Raw genomic sequence first — 23,161 nt, 5'->3', positions numbered from 1 at the left:
TATAATTAAATTCCAATAGAATATGTCCTTATTTAAATCTGTAGCAAAAACTATTGCAACGTTAAATGTGCAAAATATAGATACTGCACGTAAAGAAACACTGCAACCGCTAGTTGCTTATATGCAAGAAAAAGTAAATGCAAATCAAGAAATTAGAATAAATTTTATTTGTACACATAATTCTAGAAGAAGCCATTTATCACAAGTTTGGGCACAAACTTTAGCACATCATTTCAAGATTAAAAATGTGTTTTGCTATTCTGGAGGAACGGAAGCTACTGCATTATTTCCAATGGTTGCAGAAACCTTAAAAAACACAGGTTTTGAGATCGAAAAAATAGCAGCAACCAGCAATCCGATTTACAGTATTAAATATGCTCCAAACGAACATCCCATTATTTGTTTTTCAAAAAAACTAGATGCTAATTTTAACCCGAAATCCAAATTTGCAGCTATAATGACTTGCTCGCAAGCAGATGGTGGTTGTCCGTTTATTGCAGGCGCAGAAAAACGTATTCCGATTACTTTTGAAGATCCGAAGGCATTTGATAATACACCGCAACAAGCAGATAAATACAACGAAAGAAGCTTACAAATTGCAACCGAAATGTTTTACGTATTCTCTCAAATTCAATCTTAAAAATGACAAATAAAAAACTAAGTTTTCTAGACAGAAATTTAACGCTTTGGATTTTTGTCGCCATGGCTATTGGTGTTTCCATAGGATATTTCTCACCAAGCTTTCCAGATTTTGTAAACGCATTAAGTAGCGGTACCACAAATATCCCGATTGCCATTGGTTTAATTTTAATGATGTATCCGCCTTTAGCAAAGGTGAATTTTGCCTTATTACCAAAAGTATTTAAAAACACCAAAATTCTTTCTATTTCTCTAATTCTGAATTGGATTATTGGTCCAATTTTAATGTTCCTTTTAGCAATTACCTTTTTAAGAGATTATCCGGAATATATGGTCGGACTTATATTAATCGGTCTTGCGCGATGCATTGCAATGGTTTTAGTTTGGAATGATCTTGCAGAAGGCAACAGCGAATACGGAGCAGGATTGGTAGCATTAAATAGTATTTTTCAAGTATTTGCTTATAGTTTTTATGCATGGCTTTTTATAACGGTACTTCCTCCCTACTTCGGATTTGAAGGTGCTATTGTAGATATTTCTATTGCAACTATAGCAGAAAGCGTAGCCATTTATTTAGGAATTCCATTTGCCCTAGGAATTTTAAGTCGTCTCATTTTAGTACCTCTAAAAGGCGAAGATTGGTATACGAATACTTTTATTCCAACCATTTCACCAATGACCTTAATCGCTCTATTATTTACTATTGTGGTTATGTTTTCATTAAAAGGGGAACTGATTGTAGAAATCCCAATGGATGTAATTATCATTGCTATTCCGCTACTTATTTACTTTACATTCATGTTTATTATTGGTTTTTTCTTTACCAAAGCTACGGGAGCGTCCTATGATAAAACCGCAGCAGTTGCTTTTACAGCTGCAGGAAATAATTTCGAATTAGCCATTGCTGTTGCTATTGCTGTTTTTGGGTTGAATTCCGGACAAGCATTCGCAGGAGTTATTGGTCCGTTAGTAGAAGTTCCAGCATTAATATTATTGGTTAGAGTTTCCTTTTGGTTACGAAAAAAATACTTCGGAAAAGGCACTGCATAAAACGTTATAGATTAAAAGTTTTTATATTTTTGAAACTATAATGTCACAGAAAAAAGAACTCCAAGAAATAGCCAAAGTATTCTTCAAATTAGGAAGTATTGCCTTTGGTGGTCCAGCTGCGCATATTGCCATGATGGAAGATGAAGTAGTACGAAAAAGAAAGTGGATGACACCAGAACACTTTCTAGATTTAATTGGTGCTACAAACATCATTCCTGGTCCGAACTCTACCGAAATGACCATGCATTGTGGTTATGAACGTGCTGGTTGGAAAGGACTTATTGTTGCAGGTTTCTGTTTTATATTTCCTGCCGTGGTAATTACTTCTATTCTTGCTTGGTTGTATCAAGAATACGGACAATTACCAGAAGTAACTCCTTTTATCTATGGCATAAAACCTGCAGTTATTGCTATTATTCTTATGGCTTCTTATCGTCTTGGTAAAAAGGCTATAAAAACGGCAGAATTAGCCATACTTGGTATTTTAGCTTTAGCAGCTTGCTTATTTGGTGTGAATGAAATTGCGGCTCTTTTTGGTACCGGATTACTCGGTTTACTTCTTTATTATATTAAAAAAGATAAGACCAATTTAAAGAGCTTTGCTCCTATTTTATTATTTCAAATACTAGATCCTTCCAAAATTGGTGCATTAAAAATATTCCTTACTTTTTTAAAAGTTGGCGCAGTACTTTATGGAAGTGGTTATGTACTGTTCGTTTTTCTAGATACAGAACTTGTCGCAAATAGCTGGTTAACAAGACAGACATTAATCGATGCGGTTGCTATCGGACAAATAACACCAGGACCTGTTTTATCGACAGCCACTTTTATAGGTTGGCAAATGCACGGCATTACCGGAGCCATTGCGGCAACCATTGGAATCTTTCTTCCATCCTTTCTTTTTGTACTTATATTAAATCCACTAGTTTCTAAAATGAGGAACTCCAAAATTATTAGTACCACTTTAGATGCTATAAATGTTGCTGCTGTTGCATTAATAATCGCCGTTTGTATACAAATGGGAATGGACACGTTAACCGATTGGCGCACAATGGTTATTGCTATAGCTAGTTTAATAGTCGTCTTTGTTTTAAAAAATGTAAATAGTGCATTTATTGTTTTAGGAGGTGCGTTTATTGGTTTTCTGCTCACTTTCATTTAAAACAACAGAACAAATAAAAGGTCCCTTTATTTAAATCATGTAATTTTGCAATACACATTAAAATATTTATGAGTAAAATGGATATTAGAACCGTAGATGTTACCCAATACCTGCAGCCCTTAAGAGAAGGCGGATCACTTCCTGCTATTGTAAAAGCAGATGATGGTTTTTTGTATGTACTAAAATTTCGAGGTGCCGGACAAGGAAAAAAAGCATTAGTAGCTGAATTTATTGGTGGTGAAATGGCACGAGCCATTGGTTTACATGTTCCCGAATTGGTATTTATGAATCTAGATGATTCTTTTAGTAAAACAGAACCAGACGAAGAAATTCAAGACCTTCTTAAGTTTAGTGTTGGATTAAACCTTGGGTTACACTTTTTATCTGGTGCAATTACCTACGACCCTTTGGTAAGTACTGTAGATGCAGATTCAGCTTCCAAAGTAGTATTGCTAGATAGCATTATTAGTAATATTGACAGAACCGCTAAAAACACCAATTTATTACATTGGCATAAGGAACTTTGGGTTATCGATAATGGCGCAAGCTTTTATTTTCATCATGATTTTAAAAGTTGGGAAAATCATCTGAGTAGAACTTTTCCGCTTATAAAAGATCATGTATTAGTACCAAAAGCAACCAAATTAAAAGAAGCTGCAGTACATATAAAACAAGCATTAGATCTAGAAACCATTACCGAAATAATTAATAACATACCAGAAGATTGGTTGCAAAGCGAAGCAGATACCATGTCTAGCACAGCAATGCGAGAAGCATATATTGCTTTTATAAACTCTAGACTTTCTAAAATAGAAGTATTAGTTAAAGAAGCCGAAGATGCAAGATAGACACACATTTGAATATGCAATTATTAGAATTGTACCTAAAGTAGAACGTGAAGAATTCTTTAACGTCGGTGTGATTCTTTTTTCTAAAAGGAAAAAATTTCTAGGCATTAAATACCATATTAACCCAGAGAAACTAAAAGCCTTTACCACAGAAATAGAACGAGAAGTCTTTCAAGAATATTTGCATGCTTGGCAATTAATTTGCGAAGGTGCTCCTGCTGGAGGTAAAATAGGAACTCTAGAATTATCGGATAGATTTAGATGGCTAACCGCTTGCAGAAGTACTATTATACAAAGCTCGAAAACGCATCCTGGTTTATGTGAAGATCCAGAAAAAGTATTAGAAGATATTTTTGAAAAGTATGTTTTGTAGCAATTGTCTTCTAATTTTGTCCTCTTAATACATAGGATTAATCGCAAGGATTTTATCCGGATTGCATCTCATCAAATCTATAAATTAGTGCCCCAAAGAAAAAGTTATGAAAATGAAAATTGATGGATTTGTTTTATCTATTATAGCAGTAATCGGACTAGCTTATATTTTCCCACAGTGGGGAACTGCCGAAAGTCCTATTCCTATAGACACCATTAGCGCGATAGGAATTTCTCTAATCTTCTTTTTTTACGGACTTAAATTAAGTCCGACAAAACTAAAAGAAGGAATTAAAAACTGGAAATTACACCTTTTAATACAAGCATCCACCTTCTTGATATTTCCATTATTGGTATTAATATTTCGCCCATTAATTCAAAACAAAGAACAAGAAATCATCTGGTTGGCATTTTTTTTCTTGGCTGCGCTTCCTTCCACCGTTTCTTCTTCTGTAGTAATGGTTTCTATTGCAAAGGGAAATATTCCTGCTGCCATTTTTAATGCTAGTATTTCCGGAATTATAGGTGTTATTCTTACTCCTTTATGGATGGGCTTATTTGTACAGCATACAGAAACAGATTTTAGTTTTATGGATATCTACGTAAAACTAATAGTGCAAATAATTTTACCAGTAATCTTTGGTATTCTTTTACAGCGTTTTTTAGGAGAATTTGCGCATAAACATGCCAAGCTATTAACACGGTTCGATAAATCGATTATCCTATTAATCATTTACAAAAGCTTTGCAAGTTCGTTTGCGGATAACCTATTTAGTTCGATTTCTATTTTAGATATATTCCTGCTCTTTATTGCTGTTTTAATTTTGTTTGGCATCCTATTTTTTTTAACAGGTTTCTTAGCGAAGAAAATGAAATTTAAGAACGAAGATCAAATTACGGCACAGTTTTGCGGAACAAAAAAATCATTGGTTCACGGTACCGTGTTTTCCAAAATAATATTTGGCAATATGGCTTCCATTGGTATTATACTTTTACCTATTATGTTGTATCACGCTATACAATTATTGATAATTAGTATTGTTGCTTCAAAAATAAGTTCTAAAGAACAACATGCATTTGAAAATTCTTAGAATAGATCCGTTATCAAAAATATATCCGGATTGAAGAACTCCTTCCGAAGAAGAAATACAAGCTGTTTTTGATTAACTGTTCCTTTTAAAACCTATATTTTAGATTCTTAAATTTTGAAAACAGCCAGGCTTTATTCCTATTAACGAAAAAAATCGTTTAATATCTTATAAAAGACATCAAACGATTTTTTGTCATCGTATTGTATACAATAACAAACTCTACTTAAAAAAGAAAAATTCATTACTCTTTAAATACCAAAGTATTATTTATTTCTCTAGCGTCATGAAATAATCATAGATTTCAGGAACATTTCCGCTACCCATATCAGCACCTAAAGCAGCCTGAAGGTTAGAAGAAGTAGCTTCTGCTATCTGAGAAACGGTTCCAAGATCATTCATCATCTGTACAAAATAACCTAAATCTTTATTTGCATTAGCTATAGAAAAACCTAAATCACTTACATTATCTACTGCGTAGTTTTTACAGAATTTCATGAATGGTGAATTCGATGGCCCTGAAGACATGATATCGAAAAGTTGTTGTCCATCTACACCTGCAAGTTTTGCTGCAGCAAACGCCTGAGACATGGCAACTACAGTTGTCATACCCATAAAGTTATTGATCAGTTTTGTTGTATGACCAGCACCAAGAGCACCAAGATAAAATACGTTCTCACCTTGTTCATCAAGAACTGGCTTCACCTTTGCAAAAGTATCTTTATCTCCAGCTGCCATAATATTAAGCAGTCCGTCTTTTGCATGAGCAGGTGTGCGTCCAAGTGGCGCATCAATCATACCTGCTCCTTTTTCAGCTAGCGCTTTACCAATCTTAATAGTAGATGCAGGAATCGACGTTCCGAAATCAATCAAAACAGATCCTTCTTGAATACCTGCTAGTATACCTTCTTCACCGTAAACAATCTTTTCTACAACAGCAGAAGTAGTAAGACAAAACATTATGATATCGCTCTTTGCCGCTAATTCTTTTGGAGAAGAAGCTTCCGTAGCATTACCGCGAGCGATAACTTTTGAAACCTCATCCTTATTAAGGTCCATTACCGTTAATTCGAATCCTCTCTTTTGTAGATTTTCAACCATGTTTCCGCCCATAAGGCCTAGTCCGATAAATCCAATAGTTGGTTTTTTCATATTTTTTTTAATTATGGGCACAAAGATAGGCATCTGTTAGCTAAAATATCTCACCCAGCTAAAAAAAGCGAAATCCATAAAAATTAATTAGAAAAGTTTTTATTTTTCAAAAAAATCAAGAAATATTACGAAATAACAATTTTCCCTAAGCGCAAAAAAAGCATTCCATTTCTTAAGATTCTAAAAGTAGACATACAACAATGACTATAATTTATATCTACTGGTTTTCCTACTAAAAATCTCTTTTTGCAGTTATAGACTTTATACAATACTTGCATCCTATCCCTTAATAAATATGTACATAACGGCAATTTCGATATTGCAGGAATTGGTCTTTATTTAAATGAATATAAAAACCATTTATCAGAAAAACAACATTTTCCACACCTAAAGCTAGTACACAAACATTTAAACAGGTATGATTTTAATAGGTGTTCGTGTACACTTAGACGACCTATTTTAATCCTTACTATATTTATGCGCTAATTGTCTAAAATAGGAGAAGGAACTCCACTAAAGTGTTACTATTCAATCCCATTTACGAAACAAAAAACCAATTTTTCAAACTAAAGTAACACATTATAAAAAGAAGTAGTACCTTTGCACTCGGTTTAAAAAAACACTTTTATTTATGAAACGTATTAACGAGTACAAAAAGCTATTTAACGTAGAACAAGAAATGACTTTAAAAAGTTTAAAAACTACGTACAGAGGTTTAGTAAAAGAATGGCATCCAGATAAGTTTCAATCAGGTGATGATAAGGCTGCAGAAGCAGAACTTATGAGCCGTAAAGTAATTGATGGGTACCACTTTTTAGTGAGTATTGCTCCAGAAACTACGGAAGCTAACAAAGAAGAATACGCTACCACTATTTCTAGTCCAATATTAGACTGGCAACATAAAGGTTTATTATTAGAGGTTTCTTTTTTAGATGGTAATACCTATGAATACTTTGGTGTGAACAAAGCTTTATACATTAAGTTTTCGCAAAGTGATAAACAATCTCGTTTTGGTAAACGTAGTATTTTTAACTCTTTTACTTTTAGAAAAATCAAGAAGCAAGACGTAGTAGCATAATCGCTTTACATCTTTCAGTATATATAAAACAAGGCTACTTTTGTAGACCTTGTTTTTTTATGCCTTTTAATTACGTAATACTATTAATGGGGTCTGGCTAAGGCGCCATTTAATCTCACTATAGTTCACGACTGACTTCTTAAGTTACCTTCGTGCAAAATATATTTTGTTCTCCATCATGCGCGAATCGAAATTTATATAAATAAAATAGATTTCTCCATATTGGTATAAATGACAGAATAACAGACTTAAAAAAGGTACATATTAAATAATTTCGTTTAACTTGTTTACCTCTTTCAAACCTAATAACATCTATTTGAATACCTTAAAGAAAATACTTTTCCCGTTATTCTCCATTTTTCTATGCTATCAAACGGTAGCTATCATGAAGATTTTATTCGCTTCGGAACCAACCGATCTCAGCACCCTGCAAAATTTTATAATTTCCTTTTTACTCACGCTTTTTATTACCGGAATCTTTGCTTTTATAGGATTTACCTATCCTTCACATAAAATATTACCTTCTAGGTATTACACCATTAAAAACACGAAAAGGTTAAGCTTTATAAGTAAAATACTTGGTGTGAAATATTTTAAATACTTGCTTCTCTTTGCTTTTTGGGGAAAAGAAAAAAACAGAAAAAAGTATTTTAACGGAACAAAACAAGGATTGAAAAATTTTGTATTTCAAACCAAACAATCGGAATTTGGTCACCTTGCTGCATTCATTGTTATCCTAATTTTATCTGTAATATTACTTATGCATGGCTATTTTTTCCTCGTCAGTACTATCACGGTAATAAATATAATTGGAAATCTGTATCCTGTTATTTTACAACGAACACACCGCATTAGAATTGACCATATAACTAGGAATATAAAAGAATAACCGCAATTTAAACTGCTACTTAAATCACGTAGAAATACACCATAAAGAAGTGGAAGATTGCTCCTGCCAGTACAAATAAATGCCAAATAACGTGGTTATACGGTATTTTATTAATGGCATAAAAGATAATTCCGCCAGTGTAGGCTAAGCCTCCTGCAAATAATAATAAAATTCCATTGGCACCAATAACTTCACTTAAATGGCTAAAGTCGAAAACAACTAACCAACCCATTGCTAAATATAGAATTACCGAGAAAGCTTCAAAACGACCTGTAAAGAATATTTTTAAGATCACACCAAAAGCTGCAATTCCCCAAACGGTATAAAACAAAGGCCAACCTAAGCTATTTTGCAAAGAGATGAGTAGAATTGGTGTGTAGGTTCCTGCAATTAAAAGATAGATACTAATATGATCTAAAATTCTAAAATAATGCTTCTTTTTTTCGTTTTGCACATAATGATACAAAGTAGATGCGGTGAATAAAACGATAATAGAAATGCCATAAACAATCACGCTAAAAAGACTCCAATCACTTTTATGTGCATCTTTTATAATAAGCAATACCAATGCTGCAATACCAAGAAATGCACCTATTAGATGTGAAAAGGCATTGAGTTTTTCTTCAAAAAGAGTTTGTATACGCATTTACGGATTATTTTTTGCAGATAACCATTTATCGGAAAGCGCATAAAAATCAAAAGAGATTGCAGGTTCCTGCTTTTCTAAAATTCCATTTTGAAAGTTTCGTTGTAAAACGTCTTCAATAAGGTAATCTTCTTTTTCGTTTTCCGGATCAAATTCGCGTTTTAATGAAATATCAAAAAGGCTTGCGGTACTATTAAACCAAAAGGCCCGCCAACCACTTCGTAATTCTTTAATTAAATCGAAAGTTGTTTTTCCTGTTTGTCGGTGGATTAGTTTTACCAAAATTTGTCCTTCGGTTCTGGTAAGATGTTTTAATTCTTCCGAAAATTCTTCTTCAATATATTTTTGTACGCGTTTGGCGTAGGTTTTCTTAAGGCTTTTACGTTCTATAGCATCCAATCTTTCTTGCATGGTTTGCAAACGTTCTGCTGCAAGTTTGGCATACGGATATACTTTTATGGTTTTTCGTCTTAAAATAAGATAGCGTTTTCTGTCTGCTCTACTATCAAACTTCAATTTATTTAATAGCATCACTTCTTCTAAATCGATAGCAGACGTCGCAATAGAATCACCTTCCACGATAATATAATCGTAGTCGGTGCTATCTTGCTCTACGTCTTTAATTTGAGCAAAGAGCAACACTGGAAATAATATAAAAAAGTAACTTATGTATTTCATTTTTTTCTTCTGTGAAAACGGAATTGTTTTGATTGTTAATAGTAAGCACCAAAATCGTTCCAAATTCAATTTCAAACCTACAAATGCATTTCAGTATTGAAAACCACCGTTTGCTATGCAGGTTTGTCATTACAAAATCCACAATTGGAGAGTAACGGAGTAAAATTAATAATTTAGGCTTTATTAACCCTTAAAATAGTATTAATATTATTAATTTAGTGGAAAATTATACACATGGCAAAAAAGAGCATACTTAACAAAAAGTCTATGGACTTTTTAGAGAAATATTTAAATAATGCAGCACCAACGGGTTACGAATGGGAAGGACAGAAAATCTGGATGGACTATTTAAAACCGTATGTAGATGAGTTTATTACCGATACCTACGGAACAGCGGTTGGTATTATTAACCCAGACGCAAAGTACAAAGTTGTGATTGAAGGACATGCCGACGAAATTTCATGGTATGTAAATTATATTTCTGATAATGGATTGATTTACGTAATTAGAAATGGAGGAAGTGACCATCAAATAGCACCTAGTAAGATTGTAAATATTCATACTAAAAACGGTATTGTAAAAGGTGTTTTTGGGTGGCCAGCAATTCATACAAGAAGTAAAGCAAAAGAAGAAGCGCCAAAACCAGACAATATTTTTATAGATACTGGTTGCGCTACTAAAGAAGAAGTAGAAGCACTTGGTGTTCATGTTGGTTGCGTGATTACGTATCCAGATGCATTTCATATTTTAAACAAAGACAAATTTGTTTGTCGTGCGTTAGATAATAGAATGGGTGGATTTATGATTGCGGAAGTAGCACGTTTACTAAAAGAGAATAAAAAAACATTACCATTTGGTTTATATGTTACCAACTCGGTACAAGAAGAAATTGGTTTACGTGGAGCTGAAATGATTACACAAACGATTAAGCCTAATGTGGCGATAGTTACCGATGTAACGCATGACACCACTACACCAATGATTGAAAAAAAGTCAGCAGGTCATTTAGAGCTTGGCTTAGGTCCTGTAATTGCTTATGCTCCTGCGGTGCAACAAAAACTACGTGATTTAATTACAGAAACAGCGGAAGCGAATAAAATTCCGTTTCAACGTTCTGCATTATCTAGAGCAACAGGAACAGATACAGATGCCTTTGCATATAGCAATGGTGGTGTTGCTTCTGCGTTAATCTCGTTACCTTTACGTTACATGCACACCACAGTGGAAATGGTGCATAGAGACGATGTCGAAAATGTTATAAAAATGATTTATGAAACGCTTCTTAAAATTGAAGATGGCGAAGATTTTAGTTATTTTAAATAAAAAGTTGTCATCGGGAACTGGATTCCTGATCTACAATTATAATAGATTCTGCGTCGTAACTCAGAATGACAAATGAATAAAAAAGGCCTCTTCTATAGAGGCTTTTTTATTACCAATTCTCTATTCTTCTTCTGTTATCTTTTCCTTTTTTTCTTCGGAAACTTTAGTAACTTTATACCATACTTATTTTTAAACTCATGCTTTTACCAAACCAAAAACACCTTTTCGATATTCCTGAAGACATCACCTATTTAAACATAGCGTCACAATCCCCAGCTTTTAAAGCAATCTATGAAGCTGGATTAGAAGGTTTAAAGCAAAAAAGTAGACCGCATACTATAAAAGGTTCCGATTATTTTGAACCAGTTATTGCGTTGAAAAAATTATTTGCAGAATTAGTAGCTGTTTCCGATTATAACAGAATAGCTACAATTCCTTCTGTTTCCTACGGAATTGCGACAGTAACCAATAATATTACGTTACAGGAAGGCGATGAAATATTAGTAATTGATGAGCAATTTCCAAGTAATATTTATTCTTGGCAAAAACTTGCGGAAAAATATAAGGCTACTATTAAAACAGTTTGTAAAACCGAAGGAGAACAATGGAATACTACCATTCTAGAAGCAATAACAGATAAAACTGCTGTTGTTGCTATGGGAAACATACATTGGTCGAACGGCGATTTATTCGATTTAAAAGCGATTAGTAAAAAGGCGAAACAACAAAGTGCATTGCTTATTATTGATGGGAGTCAGAGTGTTGGTGCTTTGCCATTTTCGGTGAAAGAAATACAACCAGACGCTTTAATTTGCGCTGGTTATAAATGGTTATTTGGTCCTTATGGCTGTGCTTATGCCTATTTTGGGGAATATTTTGATAACGGAAATCCTATAGAAGAAAACTGGTCGAATCGATTAGATAGCGAAAATTTTGCGGGATTAACCAATTACCAAAGTGAATACAAACCATTAGCAAATCGTTATTCTGTTGGAGAAAGTGGCAATTTTATTTATGTAAAAATGCAAATTGCGGCATTGCAACAAATACTAGAATGGACACCAAAAGCAATTCAAGAATATTGTAGCACAATTTCCGCGGAAGCGATAAAAGAATTAAGAGAATTAGGTTGTAAAATAAAAGCCGATGATCTAAGAACGCATCATCTTTTCGGAATAGAATTACCAGAAAACACAAACCTTGATGCACTAAAAAAAGATCTAGCTAGCAACAATATTTTTGTCTCTTTTAGAGGAAATTACATTCGTATTTCGTGTCATTTATTTAATACTTCTGAAGATTTTAAACCATTAATTAAATGTTTGGTTAGTCATTTATAAAACCTAAATATGGACGAGTTAATAGATATAGTAACCAAGGATGGCAAACCAACTGGGAAATCTGCTTTAAAATCAGAGATCCACGCAAAAGGCTATTACCACAATACCGCGCATATTTGGTTTTACACTAAAAAAGGGGAAATATTATTAGCACAACGCGCAGCTTCAAAAACTATTTACCCATTACTTTGGGATGTTTCTGTTGCTGGACATATGGATGCGGGTGAATCTATAAAACAAGGTGCCATTAGAGAAGTGAAAGAAGAAATCGGACTAACAATTTCTGAGAAAGATTTAGAGAAAATTGGTGTTTTTGAATGTTTTCAAAGCTATCCTAACGGGATTACAGATAACGAATTTCATCATACGTTTATAGCCGAATTGCAAGTAAATTTTTCTAGCTTAATCTTTCAGGAGGAAGAAGTAGAAGCGATTAAACTAATAAGCCTTTCTGAATTTAAAACTCTTTTAGAGAATAGCGAAACGAATGGTCATTTTGTGGCAAGTAATAGAGAATATTACAAGTTTGTGTTTGAGATTATTAAAAAGCAAATACATTATTAGCTATATAAATACAATTTTATCATTCCTCTCTATTTTTTTTAGTTTTCCGTATATCTATTTACATCAATACGTCTTTAAATAGCATTAATTTTTAAAAATAAAAATCTCAAAAACTAGATTCCCTTTATCATTTTGACCATTAATTATTAATTTAATATTATCTAAATGGTTGTTGTATACAGTTATAAAATTATCTGTATTGGGTTTTAAATCCACATTTGTTAGCCAATCTAAAGCGCTATAATGTATTTTAGAATTCTTTGTGGGAAAATTCATTTCATAGTTGCTATAATTTTGGTCTGTAATTGTAAACCCAAAATCGACATTCCCTTTTATTAAATGAGATTCAGTATTGGTATTTTTGTTTTTAAACGGATTTCCAACTCCTTTGGTTTTTAAGATAATAACTCCTGCAAAACCATCTAAACCATAACCAGCTCCAGATGCATTTACTTTTGCTTCTACAATTTCTGTGGCATCAATAGATAACAATATGGCTAAATCGGATACTCTAACACCATTCATAATTACAGCTACTTCATCATTTCTACTGCCAGGAATTATTGATTTGGGTCCTCTGCTAGTTGCTAATCTACCAAAAGAATTAATTAAAACTCCTGGTAAATCCTTAACAACATCTAATGCTGAATCACCAATGGTGTATTGGTTTTCATCTATCAGATATGTTTTAGTTACACTGTTTCCTCTAACTTTAGGGTCTGGGTAATCGTCTGGTAAAATTATTTTTTGGATTTTAGCTTCAAGAACTACTTCATCTAGGTATTCTAGTTTTGTAATTTCTTTTGAAGATTGGTGCGTTGTTTCTTCATCTCTATAGTTATTAATATAAAAGTTATTTAAGTACTTACTAGATACAGCTTCTGGCTTATAATCTATAAATTCTTCATTTATTTTTATAGTTGCTTTTAAAAGTTTACCATTATTATCTACTAGTGAGAGCTTATAACTAGAGTTCTGTTTTAATAAAAGATTATCGAAAGCAAATGTGTTGTCTGGTTTTAACTTTGAAACTAAAACAATATTGTTTTCTTGAGAAGTAAGCATTATTTTAGAGTTTTGTGCGACTTCGTTATCTAATATAACAAAACCTTTTATTTTAATTCCAACTTCATGTTTAAGATTTCCTTTTGTGTTATTTGAAAGATTAACAAAGTTGTTTTTACTTTTTGTTTGGATATAAGTGTCTAGCTTATTTGTGTTCGATTCTTCAGAAAAATACTCTGTAATACTACCTGTTTTATCATTTATATAAGGAGTTACTAAAAAATCTGTAAGAATATTATATTGGTTTTTATACATTAAGGAGTTTTCTGGTAAAACAGAAATACTAACATTTGTATTGGTATACGTATTTTTAAGATTTATCTTAATGTAAGTAGAGTCCTTTGTTTGAGAAATTTTGGTTGCTTCTAATTTAATTAACTTTTTGTTATTGCTATAAAAATTACGCTCAGCAATTGGCTGATTGTTTTTATTAAATAACGTGATAGTGTTTACACCATTAAAAAGATCTTTTTTCGAAAGATTTAAATTATAGCTATAATGGTCTTCGTTTAAAGTTACAGGAATCGCAGATAACACATATCCTTTTCTATGTATTACGGCAAAAAATGTGGTTCCTTTTTGTTGTTGTATTGTAGTTTCATTTGTTATTAAACTTAAGCTAATAGAGTCATTAGATTCGTTATTTTCATTTTTATGAATTATGAAGCCTGTTTCCTGCGCTTTTGGTATTTCGAATTTTTCTTTATTATATGCAACATAGTACTTGGCATCCTTATTTGTTCTCAACTTAAAGCTTCCTAGTCCATTTTTATCGCTATTAAATTGAGAAACTACTTCTCCATTGCTATCTATTACATTTCCATTTAATTCTAATGGTAAGTTATTTTCGGTAACAATAAAGTATATCGTATTTTCCGCATTTTTAAGTATTACGTTGCTTTCTGGGTAAAATTGAAAATCAATAATGTTGTTTATAAAAGATTCACTATTTGTCTTATTAATAAAGTCATCTTGCAAGTTATTTATTTGAATTGGTTTTATGTACGTATTCTTAAAATTGCTATTCCAATTAGTATCTAACTCAATATAATAAGTGCCTGATTTTAAATCTTCAGGAATTTTTATTTTGCCGTTTGCATTTCCGTTTGTAACATAACACAATTGATTGGCAACTAGTTTTTTTTCTGCATCATAAATATTTACGTGCAAATTTGTGGTTTCATAGTTAGGTGTTTCTGTTATATCATAAACAATATAAGCTTTAAACCAAATGCTTTCTCCTGAAAAATACACGGATTTATTGGTGTGTATCGAAAATTTTTCTAAATACTCTTTGTGCAAGTTGTTGCTTTCTGTAATAAAGGTTTTTGTTTGCTCTGCTTTACTATTTTGCGACAAAGAAGTATTACAAAAACAGAAAAAAACGAATAAAATAGAAAGGAAGCGAAGCATATTTTTAGGGTTTATTATTAAAGATAATTAATTCTTTATAAACACTTTAAAATTATAATTCTATTACCTTATAGATTAAGTCTCCGTCATTATTAAAACCGTTGATAATTAGCTTTACATTCTCGTTTTTCGGCTTTTTTATTTTTAAAATATTAGAGTTATTTGGTCTTAAAGTAAAATTAGGAACCCAATCTATGGTTTTATAATAATAACTAGATTGCAAGTTTGGGAATACTAATTTGCTGTTTTCTAAACTACTTTTATCAAAATTAAAACCTAAGCTTGTTTGGTATTCTTTGACTAAAGTATTTGTATTATTATTTGACGCTACATGATTTCTAGAAATTAAATTAATTACACCATTGGCACCTTGGATACCATAACCCGAACCTGAAATATTAACACTTATTAACTCAAAATCTGTGACATTTAAATGACCTATATCTAGTCCACGCTCTGCATCTAATGGCGTTCCGTCTAAAATAAAAAGCACACTACTATCACCTGTTATAGTAGAAATTCTTCTCGTATTAACTATTAATTTTTCAAAAGAACTTTCCGCTACATAAATACTTGGTATTCTTTGTAAATATTGTCTAAGTGTTAAAACATAATCTTTATCTAAATCAACTAAATAGTCTTTGGAAAAACTAGTACTTATACCTAAAAAAGGGTTTTCATCTTTTATTTCTATAATTCTTTCTTCTTTTTTATTGATAACACTTTTTAAAAATACCTCCTCCAATTGTTCTACCTCTTTATTTACAGGAAAATAATTAATAGTTTTATTTGTAGCTTCTTCTTTTTCTTCAAGAATAATAGGCGTTTTTTCTAATTTATTAACTGGATTATTATTTAAAAGACTATCGGCTTTAAAAGTAACAAAGTTTTTATATATGAAGAATTCCCCTTTAATTACTTCTCGGTTTTTGTTTACTAATGCAAGCTTATAATCTGAAGGATGTTTTAGTAACAGATTTTTAAATTCAAATTTCTTGTCTGAAGAAATTGGAGAAGTTACCAGTAAATTATTAGCCTGAGAAGTTAACATAACTTTATAACTACTTGTGTTATCTATTTTAGTATTAACAGATCCAGATAGTTTTAGACCATTTTCATTTTCTAAAACTGGTTCTCTATTTGCTCTATTTTTATAAGGAAATGCATTAAATCCATCGGTCCTTTCTGGGCTTTCAAGAAACCTTTTAGTTATTGTTGTATTAGTATCTAATGCTTTTGTTTGTTCATATAAAACCGAAATACTAATATTAGTTTCTTTAGCTATATTAAGTAGTTTAATATCTAAGCTAATAGAATCATTAGTCTCTTTTATAATACTAGTAGAGATGTCTATTTCTTTTTTTGGTTTGTTAAAATAATTGTTTTCTGCTAAAATTTTATTTTGTTTGTTAAAAACTGTTATGGAGTTAAATCCTTGAAATAACGAGTCCTTATAAAAATGTAAGTTATATGTTTTTATATTATTTAATAATTTTATTGGTGCAACAGATTTTGTTGTACCTTTTTTATGTGAAATAGCATAGATAAATTCATCTTTTTCTGCTGCAATGGTTTCGTTATTTAACTTTAGTTGAAACCTTACTATTTCACTGTTTTTAGATTTGCTTTTAATTAAATGATAACCTGAATTATTATCTTGAAATGATTTTACTACTTGTATTTTTTTAGTAATATTTAATTTTTCATTTTTAGCTGTTTCTAAAGAAGTATTATTAATATTATAAATTTGAATAGGAAAAAGAGAGCCTCCTTTAAAATTTTTATTCCATTGTGTGTTTAATTGAATAGTATAATTGCCTGTTTTAATATCTTCAGGAATTGCTATTGATCCATAAGATGTTCCTTTATTTACATAAAACAATTCGCTTAAAACAAGTTTATTATTAAAGTCATACAAGCTAATATGAAGATTAGTTGTTTCTACAAATGGCTTATTGTCTTCTTCGTGTACCACATACGCTTTAAAAAATATTTCCTCTTGTGAGAAATAAATACTTTTGTTTGTGTGTAAATAAAAATTCTCTAAGCTATAATTATTAAAATACTCATTATCAAAAATTGAGTTAATTGAGTTTTCATTGATGCTATTTTGCGACAAAGAACTATTACAAAAACAGAAAAAAACGAATAAAATAGAAAGGAAGCGAAGCATATTTTTGGGGTTTATTATTAAAGATAATTAATTCTTTATATATATCCTATGAATTAACAGCAGATTTACCAACTTTAATCTTTCAGGAAGAAGAAGTCGAAGAAATTAAACTAGTACCTCTTTCTGAATTTAAAACTCTTTTAGAGAATAGCGAAACGAATGGTCATTTTGTGGCAAGTAATTATGCGTACTACCATAAAATATTGGATGCTATTTCAACTCTAATGTAATAATGAAACGTCTAAAAAGGACTTAGCCTTTAACACATAAAACCCCAATCTTTTAAAATTGAGGTTTTATAAAATATCACGACCATAGTATTAAGCCCCTAATTGACTAAAAACCTTAATTAAAACGATAAACTTTACTGTCATACTTGATACTACAAATCGTGAATACTTTTATATCATTATAATATACATTCAAACTATCCTCAAATCCTCTTCCGAAACCTTATCCCAACCATGAAACCCAGGTTTCTTTAGCTAAAGGAAGGTAGATTTTATTTTAATTAAAATCGGACGGTTTAACAAAAAAGGCGAAGCACTTTTTATTTAGCTTCAATAATTTCAGAATTTCAAGATTTTAACAGTGAAACCTTGTTCCAAATAACAAATATTTAAAAGGTATTATCTTGCTTGTATTTCTTTCGCTTTTCTACTAATCCCTTTATCGGCATTCGCTATTCCTTTTTTAACTAAAGAAACGTTTATATTGTAATTAGAAACATTGTTTGTATTAGCCATCCAATCTTCCATTCTTATTTTTCCTTTCGACTGATTAATGGTTCGCAAAGTAACAGAAACATTTGCTGGACAATTAACTACTTCTGCTATTTCCGTATTGGTTAAACGGTCTCTATACATCATAAATATACTTTCCGATGAACGGATGTGTTCGTAATCATATCTATCACCTCCTCTTAATATTTCTCCAGTATAACAATCTGTATACATCGCTATTCCGTCTCCTCCTCTAGCTAAAGCTTCTTGATGCATTTGTGATTTTACTTTACTGAAAAGTAGATCTATTTCTGTGCGGTGATATGGGCGGATTGGGTTTGGCATGGTATTAATATGTATTCTTAAATAAGTAAAAATTGCCTAAGAATGTTTATAAGCAGTTTCGTTTATTTACTCCAGGTTGATTTCTCAAATAATTGTATATATAAAATTTTGGTAAAAAAATCTTTTTAAATAAAATTTTAGTTTCCATAATAATTTTTATATATAGCTATATTTTTCTTTTTTCTTTTATTACCCAAAGCAAAGAAATGACCCAAAGGTTTTATGAATACGAAGAAAAAGGGTAAAAGCATAATAAGTCCACCTGATGAAATCATCACAATAGAACCAATTAAAAAGAATAATGCTAGAAAATAGTTTGCTCGATACAAAAGCATTCTGAACTCTTTTTTATTACTTTTTCCCAATTTTCTAATATCATCGTGATCATCAGTTAAGAACAGTTTATCCTCCTTACCCAAAAAATAATATTTTAGACATTTTGATTTTGATAACTTATTCGTTTCAATGTATTTTTCTAAACTCATATTTTTTTTATTTAAAATTCAAGATCTCCACCATTTAAAAAATCATTGATATCTTCATCAACATTTGTTGTTAGATCAGGATTATATTTGTTGTTAATAATTTTTGACATTTCCTTTAAAGAGTCAATTGAATCATTGTTGTTTATATTCAATAAACTCTCATAATCAGATTGGTTTTGAAGCACTTTCTCCTTAAACTTAAAAAGATTCTCATTGAACAAGTTTAAAAATGCATCCTCTTTAATTTGGTTTACAGCTCTTAATTGATCCGCTTCTAAATTAATTAGCCTAGACTCAAACTCATTTTTAATAATGTCTAAACCTAAATTTACCATTTCCGATTTCTGGTTGCCAGACATAAAGGAAAAACTATCATTTTCATTTATTCTTTCATTAAGATGAGACTTTATTAGAACTTCAAAATTTGTTTCATTATTCAATTGATTAGTAAATTGTTTTATACCATTGAAAAATAATAATTGCGTTTCCTTTTTTTCAATTTGATTAAACACAGTAAGGTTAGGTGAATCCATTTTTAATTTAGAATTTTTAAGTCTTCAGTTAGTAATTCTACAGAAATTGTAGTTTTTGACGCATCAGAAACTTCTTTAATGTTTTTAAGTAGCGATTTTAAAATATCTTTTGAAAATGAGCTTTTATTAAAAATCCCATGTATCTCTTCAGAATTCTTTTTAATTAAACTAGTTAGTTCAATTTTGCGCTCATTTAAATCTTTTAAATCTGTACGTATCTCATTTTTAATAGCATCTTGTCTTAATAGTAATTCTTGTAAATTATCATAATACTCTACAACAGGTAAACAGAATTCATTCCATTCCAATAAAACTTCATTATAGAATCTTGTTCCTTTTCCTAAAGAGACGATCTTATAAAACAAAGATGGTTTTTCTGGTTTTATATCAAGTACAAAATTATATTCAAATTGGGATTTATTTAGTAGATCATTTATTCTAACCTTTTCTATGTCACAAAAGTCTAATCCATTTTCTTTATCAGCAAGCTCTAACCTAATCAGTCTTGTTTCTTTAATTAATTTAGAATTATTATCCCTTTTTTCTTTAATCCCTTCAATTGATTCTATTTGTTTGTAGATGGGTTTTATATCATCTTCAATAATTGAAATCACTTTGTTTATGAATATTTTGAAACTTGGGATTAATTTATCATTTAAATGAGAAAAAATACTCGCTATTCTTAACAAATCATTTATCATTTTATTCTGATCGTTTTGCATCTCATTTTTAAGAACTTCAACGTCTTTGTTAATCATCGCTATAGTCTTTTTGGATTCACTTCTAGTTTTTCCAACACTAAAAACACCCTGAATAGCCATGCTAATAGCAGCTCCTGCAAGCTCACCTTTAATATCACCTGTTGATAGGCCACCACTCTTATTCTTTTTCTTTAGGTTATTAAAGGCTTGCTTTCCATACTGTAAACCAGATTCACCTAACTTATTCATTTCTGAATCATGAATATTTTTAAAACTTTGGAGGTTCTGTTCTATTTGTGAAAAATATAAGTTTAAATTTTCCCAAGTACTTTCAAAATCTATCCATTCAACTTCGGAAAAATCAAATAGATCAGGTTCATTATTTTTTATACTATCTCCAAATAAATCTATCAATAAGTCAATTAAATCTGTTCTTAATAATTTTAATTCATTTCGTAAAAACTCAAAATCACTAATCAAATTTAAGTTTACATCTTTAATTTCATCATATTTGTTAATGATATTAATATAGCCTTTTTTTACATCAACAGCATATTTATAAGCATTTTCAACTTTAGTATTTCCTGTTAACGAGAATTCTTCCTTTTTGGTAACTTCTAAAGCACTTTGATATGATTGATTTAAAATATTAACCACGTCCATTCCTCGTATTTCCAAGGAATTATTTTCAATTAATTTTATTTTGTTTTCAAAATTTTTCAAATAATCTCCATCATAAGTTAGAGAAGCTGAATTGACAAATAATCTATTAGGACTATAAATACTATCATTACTATTATTTTCTATTAAATTGTTGATAATTCCATCCTGTACTGTTTTTGAATGAGATGCTTTTATATAAGCCTCTTTTAAAATATACCTTAATAAAATTCCTTCTTTAAGATCTAAGCCCTCAATATTCTCATTTAGGTAATCAACTAATTGTCTTCTATTATAAATTACTCTATTAGTAGATAACTTGATAACTAATTCGTGAATTTGCCTAATTACTTCTGGAAGTAAACTTTTTAAATTCCATTTTGTGATGTCTTCAAATGTTGCCATAATTTATTAATCTTCATTAGAAATTTTAGACCAGGAATGATGAGAAAGTGTTGCACTGGTATTCGCTGGTTTGCATTTTGTAGGTGTACTCATTTTAGATATTAACGTATCATTTTTAGTAATACCGCAGGTTCTGCATTTGTAGGTTGCCATTATTTTAAATTATTATTATTATTATTATAGTTAATCAATTCAGGAATACTTATAATTTATTATACTCCAAATACCCCAAACTCAAATAGCCTTCGGGTTTTAAATCTATTCCGTGGACTCTTATAAATGCTTTACGCACTTTTTCTACCTCGTCAAAAGGATTAGAAAACATAGAGCTTATCTGTATCGATAAACCTGCATCTACATATTCGCCTTGCACGTTTATAGCTTGCTTCGTTTTTATTTCAAATGTTGCCATGATAATATTTTTATCAAATTCAATCCAACCTCAAATCCTCTTCCGAAACCTTATCCCAACCATGAAACCCAGCTTCCTTTGCACCACCTAAATGCTTACAGGTTATGCTAGTGTTTAATTGTGAATTTAAGGTGTCGTTTTTATAGATGCCGCAGATTCGGCATTTGTAGGTTGCCATTGTTTCGTTAATTTGGGTTATTGGTTTGTAAGATTTTTCAAATGTATTTTCAAAATAGACAAAACCTGTCCGTTTAAAATAAATTTAATCGATTAAAATAATTATAATGAAATATTAGAAGGTGGTTTTCCCAAATATTGGGAATTGTAATAAACCAAGAATTGGAATATTCAAATTATAAATCGTAATTAATGAAAATTATATAGAAACTAAATCAATTATAATATTCCACAATCAAACCTAAATGCCGCTTTACATAGTCTTTAACATGCAACGGACGTAAAACTTTCACCCAAATGTTGTATTTTAATATTTCCATTAAAAACTCATAATTAGGTTCTACAAATAGTTTTATTTCTCCCCAAATATCTGGATTAGAATAATCTAAATCTTGCGTATCTAGTTTTCTCGGAGCGACTACAATTTGTTGGGAAGGATGCAAAGGATTTGTCTCCAAATACTTAAAATGGTGATTCGCTACTTTTAAATGAATCCATTCTGCCTGCATGCCTGTTTTTAGAATACCAATCGTATTTTTATAATACGCAGATGGATTAAAAACTATAGGTTCTTTTACCTGCTGTTTGCCAATTTGCAACATTTTAATTCTATAGTCCAAACAAAAAGCGTACACTCCAAATTGCTTGTTATGCGCTATTAAATACCAAGCTTTATTAATTTCTTTAATATGTAAAGGTTGAAAAAAACCAGAAATAGTTTGAAAACCATTATCGTCATACCAACCATAATATACAATCTCCACCAAAAACTGTTGTTCAATAGCATGTATAAGAGAAACCAAATCTACTTGTGAACTTAAAGAACTTCGAGAAGTAGTAACATGCTCTTTCCAAGCATGCGCATGATGATTTAAAAGATAGAGTTCGGTTTTTTCATAAACTTCCTGTAATGCTTCGCTTACCTCATAACCTTCTACATAATACCCATAATTACGCTTGTGTAAAATAATAGCTTGGTAATACGACTTTATTTTTTCCAAGTCCCGTTTAATCGTTTTTTGAGAAAACTGATTTAATTTATCGTAAAGCGGATCGTCAATATTATCTAAACGCAATTGATCGAGAGCGTTTTGTAAATCGGAAAGAGGCACAAAACCATTTTTTTCAATGCCATATACTTTCGGATTTGAAATAACGCGTAAAATATAATATCGACGAAGAAACTCTGGAGTCATAGTACTGTTTGTAAAAACGAATGTAATAATAATCTTTCAAACAGT

General features: G+C 30.8%; 24 protein-coding genes. 11 read left to right on the top strand and 13 right to left on the bottom strand.

Annotated elements, in window-relative coordinates:
• Positions 1–22 precede the first annotated feature (22 nt).
• The 6 genes from ACVCXO_RS04175 to ACVCXO_RS04150 all read left to right on the top strand — a co-directional run bounded on the left by ACVCXO_RS04175 (position 23) and on the right by ACVCXO_RS04150 (position 5,162).
• Positions 23–640 (top strand): arsenate-mycothiol transferase ArsC, encoded by a 618-nt coding sequence (locus tag ACVCXO_RS04175; RefSeq protein WP_452228340.1) that lies wholly within the window; start codon positions 23–25, stop codon positions 638–640.
• Between the two features lie 2 nt (positions 641–642).
• On the top strand, positions 643–1,689 hold the full coding sequence (arsB, locus tag ACVCXO_RS04170) for an ACR3 family arsenite efflux transporter (protein WP_452228339.1): 1,047 nt from the start codon (positions 643–645) through the stop codon (positions 1,687–1,689).
• Between the two features lie 40 nt (positions 1,690–1,729).
• Complete coding sequence (gene chrA, locus ACVCXO_RS04165; protein ID WP_452228338.1) at positions 1,730–2,851, top strand: chromate efflux transporter; 1,122 nt, start codon at positions 1,730–1,732, stop codon at positions 2,849–2,851.
• Between the two features lie 68 nt (positions 2,852–2,919).
• A complete protein-coding gene (locus tag ACVCXO_RS04160) occupies positions 2,920–3,699 on the top strand; it encodes a HipA family kinase (protein WP_452228337.1) in 780 nt (259 codons plus the stop codon).
• Complete coding sequence (locus ACVCXO_RS04155) at positions 3,689–4,072, top strand: DUF3037 domain-containing protein (RefSeq protein ID WP_452228336.1); 384 nt, start codon at positions 3,689–3,691, stop codon at positions 4,070–4,072. The genes ACVCXO_RS04160 and ACVCXO_RS04155 overlap by 11 nt, the downstream gene beginning before the upstream one ends.
• A 106-nt stretch (positions 4,073–4,178) precedes the next feature.
• Positions 4,179–5,162, top strand: coding sequence for a bile acid:sodium symporter family protein (locus ACVCXO_RS04150; protein ID WP_452228335.1), 984 nt, complete (start codon positions 4,179–4,181; stop codon positions 5,160–5,162).
• 267 nt (positions 5,163–5,429) lie between these two features.
• On the opposite strand, the gene ACVCXO_RS04145 is transcribed toward ACVCXO_RS04150, so the two are convergent.
• Positions 5,430–6,311: an NAD(P)-dependent oxidoreductase gene (locus ACVCXO_RS04145; RefSeq protein WP_452228334.1), complete on the bottom strand. Its 882-nt coding sequence runs from the start codon at positions 6,309–6,311 to the stop codon at positions 5,430–5,432.
• 631 nt (positions 6,312–6,942) lie between these two features.
• Between ACVCXO_RS04145 and ACVCXO_RS04140 the strand changes: the two genes are divergently transcribed.
• Both ACVCXO_RS04140 and ACVCXO_RS04135 read left to right on the top strand, forming a co-directional pair.
• Positions 6,943–7,389, top strand: coding sequence for a KTSC domain-containing protein (locus ACVCXO_RS04140; protein ID WP_452228333.1), 447 nt, complete (start codon positions 6,943–6,945; stop codon positions 7,387–7,389).
• Positions 7,390–7,774: 385 nt separating this feature from the next.
• Positions 7,775–8,278 (top strand): glycosyl-4,4'-diaponeurosporenoate acyltransferase CrtO family protein, encoded by a 504-nt coding sequence (locus ACVCXO_RS04135; RefSeq protein WP_452228332.1) that lies wholly within the window; start codon positions 7,775–7,777, stop codon positions 8,276–8,278.
• A gap of 19 nt (positions 8,279–8,297) precedes the next feature.
• Here the strand turns inward: ACVCXO_RS04135 and trhA are convergent, their stop codons facing one another.
• Positions 8,298–8,924, bottom strand: coding sequence for a PAQR family membrane homeostasis protein TrhA (gene trhA / locus ACVCXO_RS04130; RefSeq protein WP_452228331.1), 627 nt, complete (start codon positions 8,922–8,924; stop codon positions 8,298–8,300).
• Entirely contained in the window at positions 8,925–9,602 is a 678-nt protein-coding gene (locus ACVCXO_RS04125) for a DUF4294 domain-containing protein (protein ID WP_452228330.1), read from the bottom strand.
• Between the two features lie 234 nt (positions 9,603–9,836).
• On the opposite strand from ACVCXO_RS04125, the gene ACVCXO_RS04120 reads away from it, so the two are divergent.
• The 3 genes from ACVCXO_RS04120 to ACVCXO_RS04110 all read left to right on the top strand — a co-directional run bounded on the left by ACVCXO_RS04120 (position 9,837) and on the right by ACVCXO_RS04110 (position 12,829).
• The gene (locus tag ACVCXO_RS04120) at positions 9,837–10,925 is read left to right on the top strand and encodes a M42 family metallopeptidase (RefSeq protein ID WP_452228329.1); all 1,089 of its coding nucleotides are present in this window, start codon (positions 9,837–9,839) and stop codon (positions 10,923–10,925) included.
• 197 nt (positions 10,926–11,122) lie between these two features.
• A complete protein-coding gene (locus ACVCXO_RS04115; RefSeq protein ID WP_452228328.1) occupies positions 11,123–12,265 on the top strand; it encodes an aminotransferase class V-fold PLP-dependent enzyme in 1,143 nt (380 codons plus the stop codon).
• 9 nt (positions 12,266–12,274) lie between these two features.
• Positions 12,275–12,829: an NUDIX hydrolase gene (locus ACVCXO_RS04110; RefSeq protein WP_452228327.1), complete on the top strand. Its 555-nt coding sequence runs from the start codon at positions 12,275–12,277 to the stop codon at positions 12,827–12,829.
• 84 nt (positions 12,830–12,913) lie between these two features.
• Here ACVCXO_RS04110 and ACVCXO_RS04105 read toward each other — a convergent pair whose 3' ends face one another.
• The 10 genes from ACVCXO_RS04105 to ACVCXO_RS04060 form a co-directional block, all read right to left on the bottom strand.
• Positions 12,914–15,307 carry a TonB-dependent receptor gene (locus ACVCXO_RS04105; protein ID WP_452228326.1) on the bottom strand — a complete coding sequence of 798 codons (2,394 nt, stop codon included), beginning with the start codon at positions 15,305–15,307 and terminating at the stop codon, positions 12,914–12,916.
• A 52-nt stretch (positions 15,308–15,359) separates the two neighbouring features.
• Positions 15,360–17,480, bottom strand: a complete 2,121-nt coding sequence (locus ACVCXO_RS04100; RefSeq protein ID WP_452228325.1) for a hypothetical protein — start codon at positions 17,478–17,480, stop codon at positions 15,360–15,362.
• Positions 17,481–18,109: 629 nt separating this feature from the next.
• Positions 18,110–18,547: a hypothetical protein gene (locus ACVCXO_RS04095; protein WP_452228324.1), complete on the bottom strand. Its 438-nt coding sequence runs from the start codon at positions 18,545–18,547 to the stop codon at positions 18,110–18,112.
• 137 nt (positions 18,548–18,684) lie between these two features.
• Positions 18,685–19,032 (bottom strand): hypothetical protein, encoded by a 348-nt coding sequence (locus ACVCXO_RS04090; protein WP_452228323.1) that lies wholly within the window; start codon positions 19,030–19,032, stop codon positions 18,685–18,687.
• 11 nt (positions 19,033–19,043) lie between these two features.
• Positions 19,044–19,565 (bottom strand): hypothetical protein, encoded by a 522-nt coding sequence (locus tag ACVCXO_RS04085; protein WP_452228322.1) that lies wholly within the window; start codon positions 19,563–19,565, stop codon positions 19,044–19,046.
• Between the two features lie 2 nt (positions 19,566–19,567).
• Positions 19,568–21,331 (bottom strand): hypothetical protein, encoded by a 1,764-nt coding sequence (locus ACVCXO_RS04080; protein WP_452228321.1) that lies wholly within the window; start codon positions 21,329–21,331, stop codon positions 19,568–19,570.
• 6 nt (positions 21,332–21,337) lie between these two features.
• A complete protein-coding gene (locus ACVCXO_RS04075) occupies positions 21,338–21,484 on the bottom strand; it encodes a hypothetical protein (RefSeq protein ID WP_452228320.1) in 147 nt (48 codons plus the stop codon).
• A gap of 49 nt (positions 21,485–21,533) precedes the next feature.
• A complete protein-coding gene (locus tag ACVCXO_RS04070; protein ID WP_452228319.1) occupies positions 21,534–21,743 on the bottom strand; it encodes a DUF6140 family protein in 210 nt (69 codons plus the stop codon).
• A gap of 19 nt (positions 21,744–21,762) precedes the next feature.
• Complete coding sequence (locus ACVCXO_RS04065) at positions 21,763–21,921, bottom strand: hypothetical protein (protein ID WP_452228318.1); 159 nt, start codon at positions 21,919–21,921, stop codon at positions 21,763–21,765.
• 214 nt (positions 21,922–22,135) lie between these two features.
• The gene (locus tag ACVCXO_RS04060) at positions 22,136–23,116 is read right to left on the bottom strand and encodes a helix-turn-helix transcriptional regulator (protein ID WP_452228317.1); all 981 of its coding nucleotides are present in this window, start codon (positions 23,114–23,116) and stop codon (positions 22,136–22,138) included.
• Positions 23,117–23,161 lie beyond the last annotated feature (45 nt).

The organism is Lacinutrix sp. MEBiC02404 (genome assembly GCF_053601575.1).
Note: the sequence above shows the minus strand (reverse complement) of the source record. Positions and strands in the feature narration are given on the sequence as shown.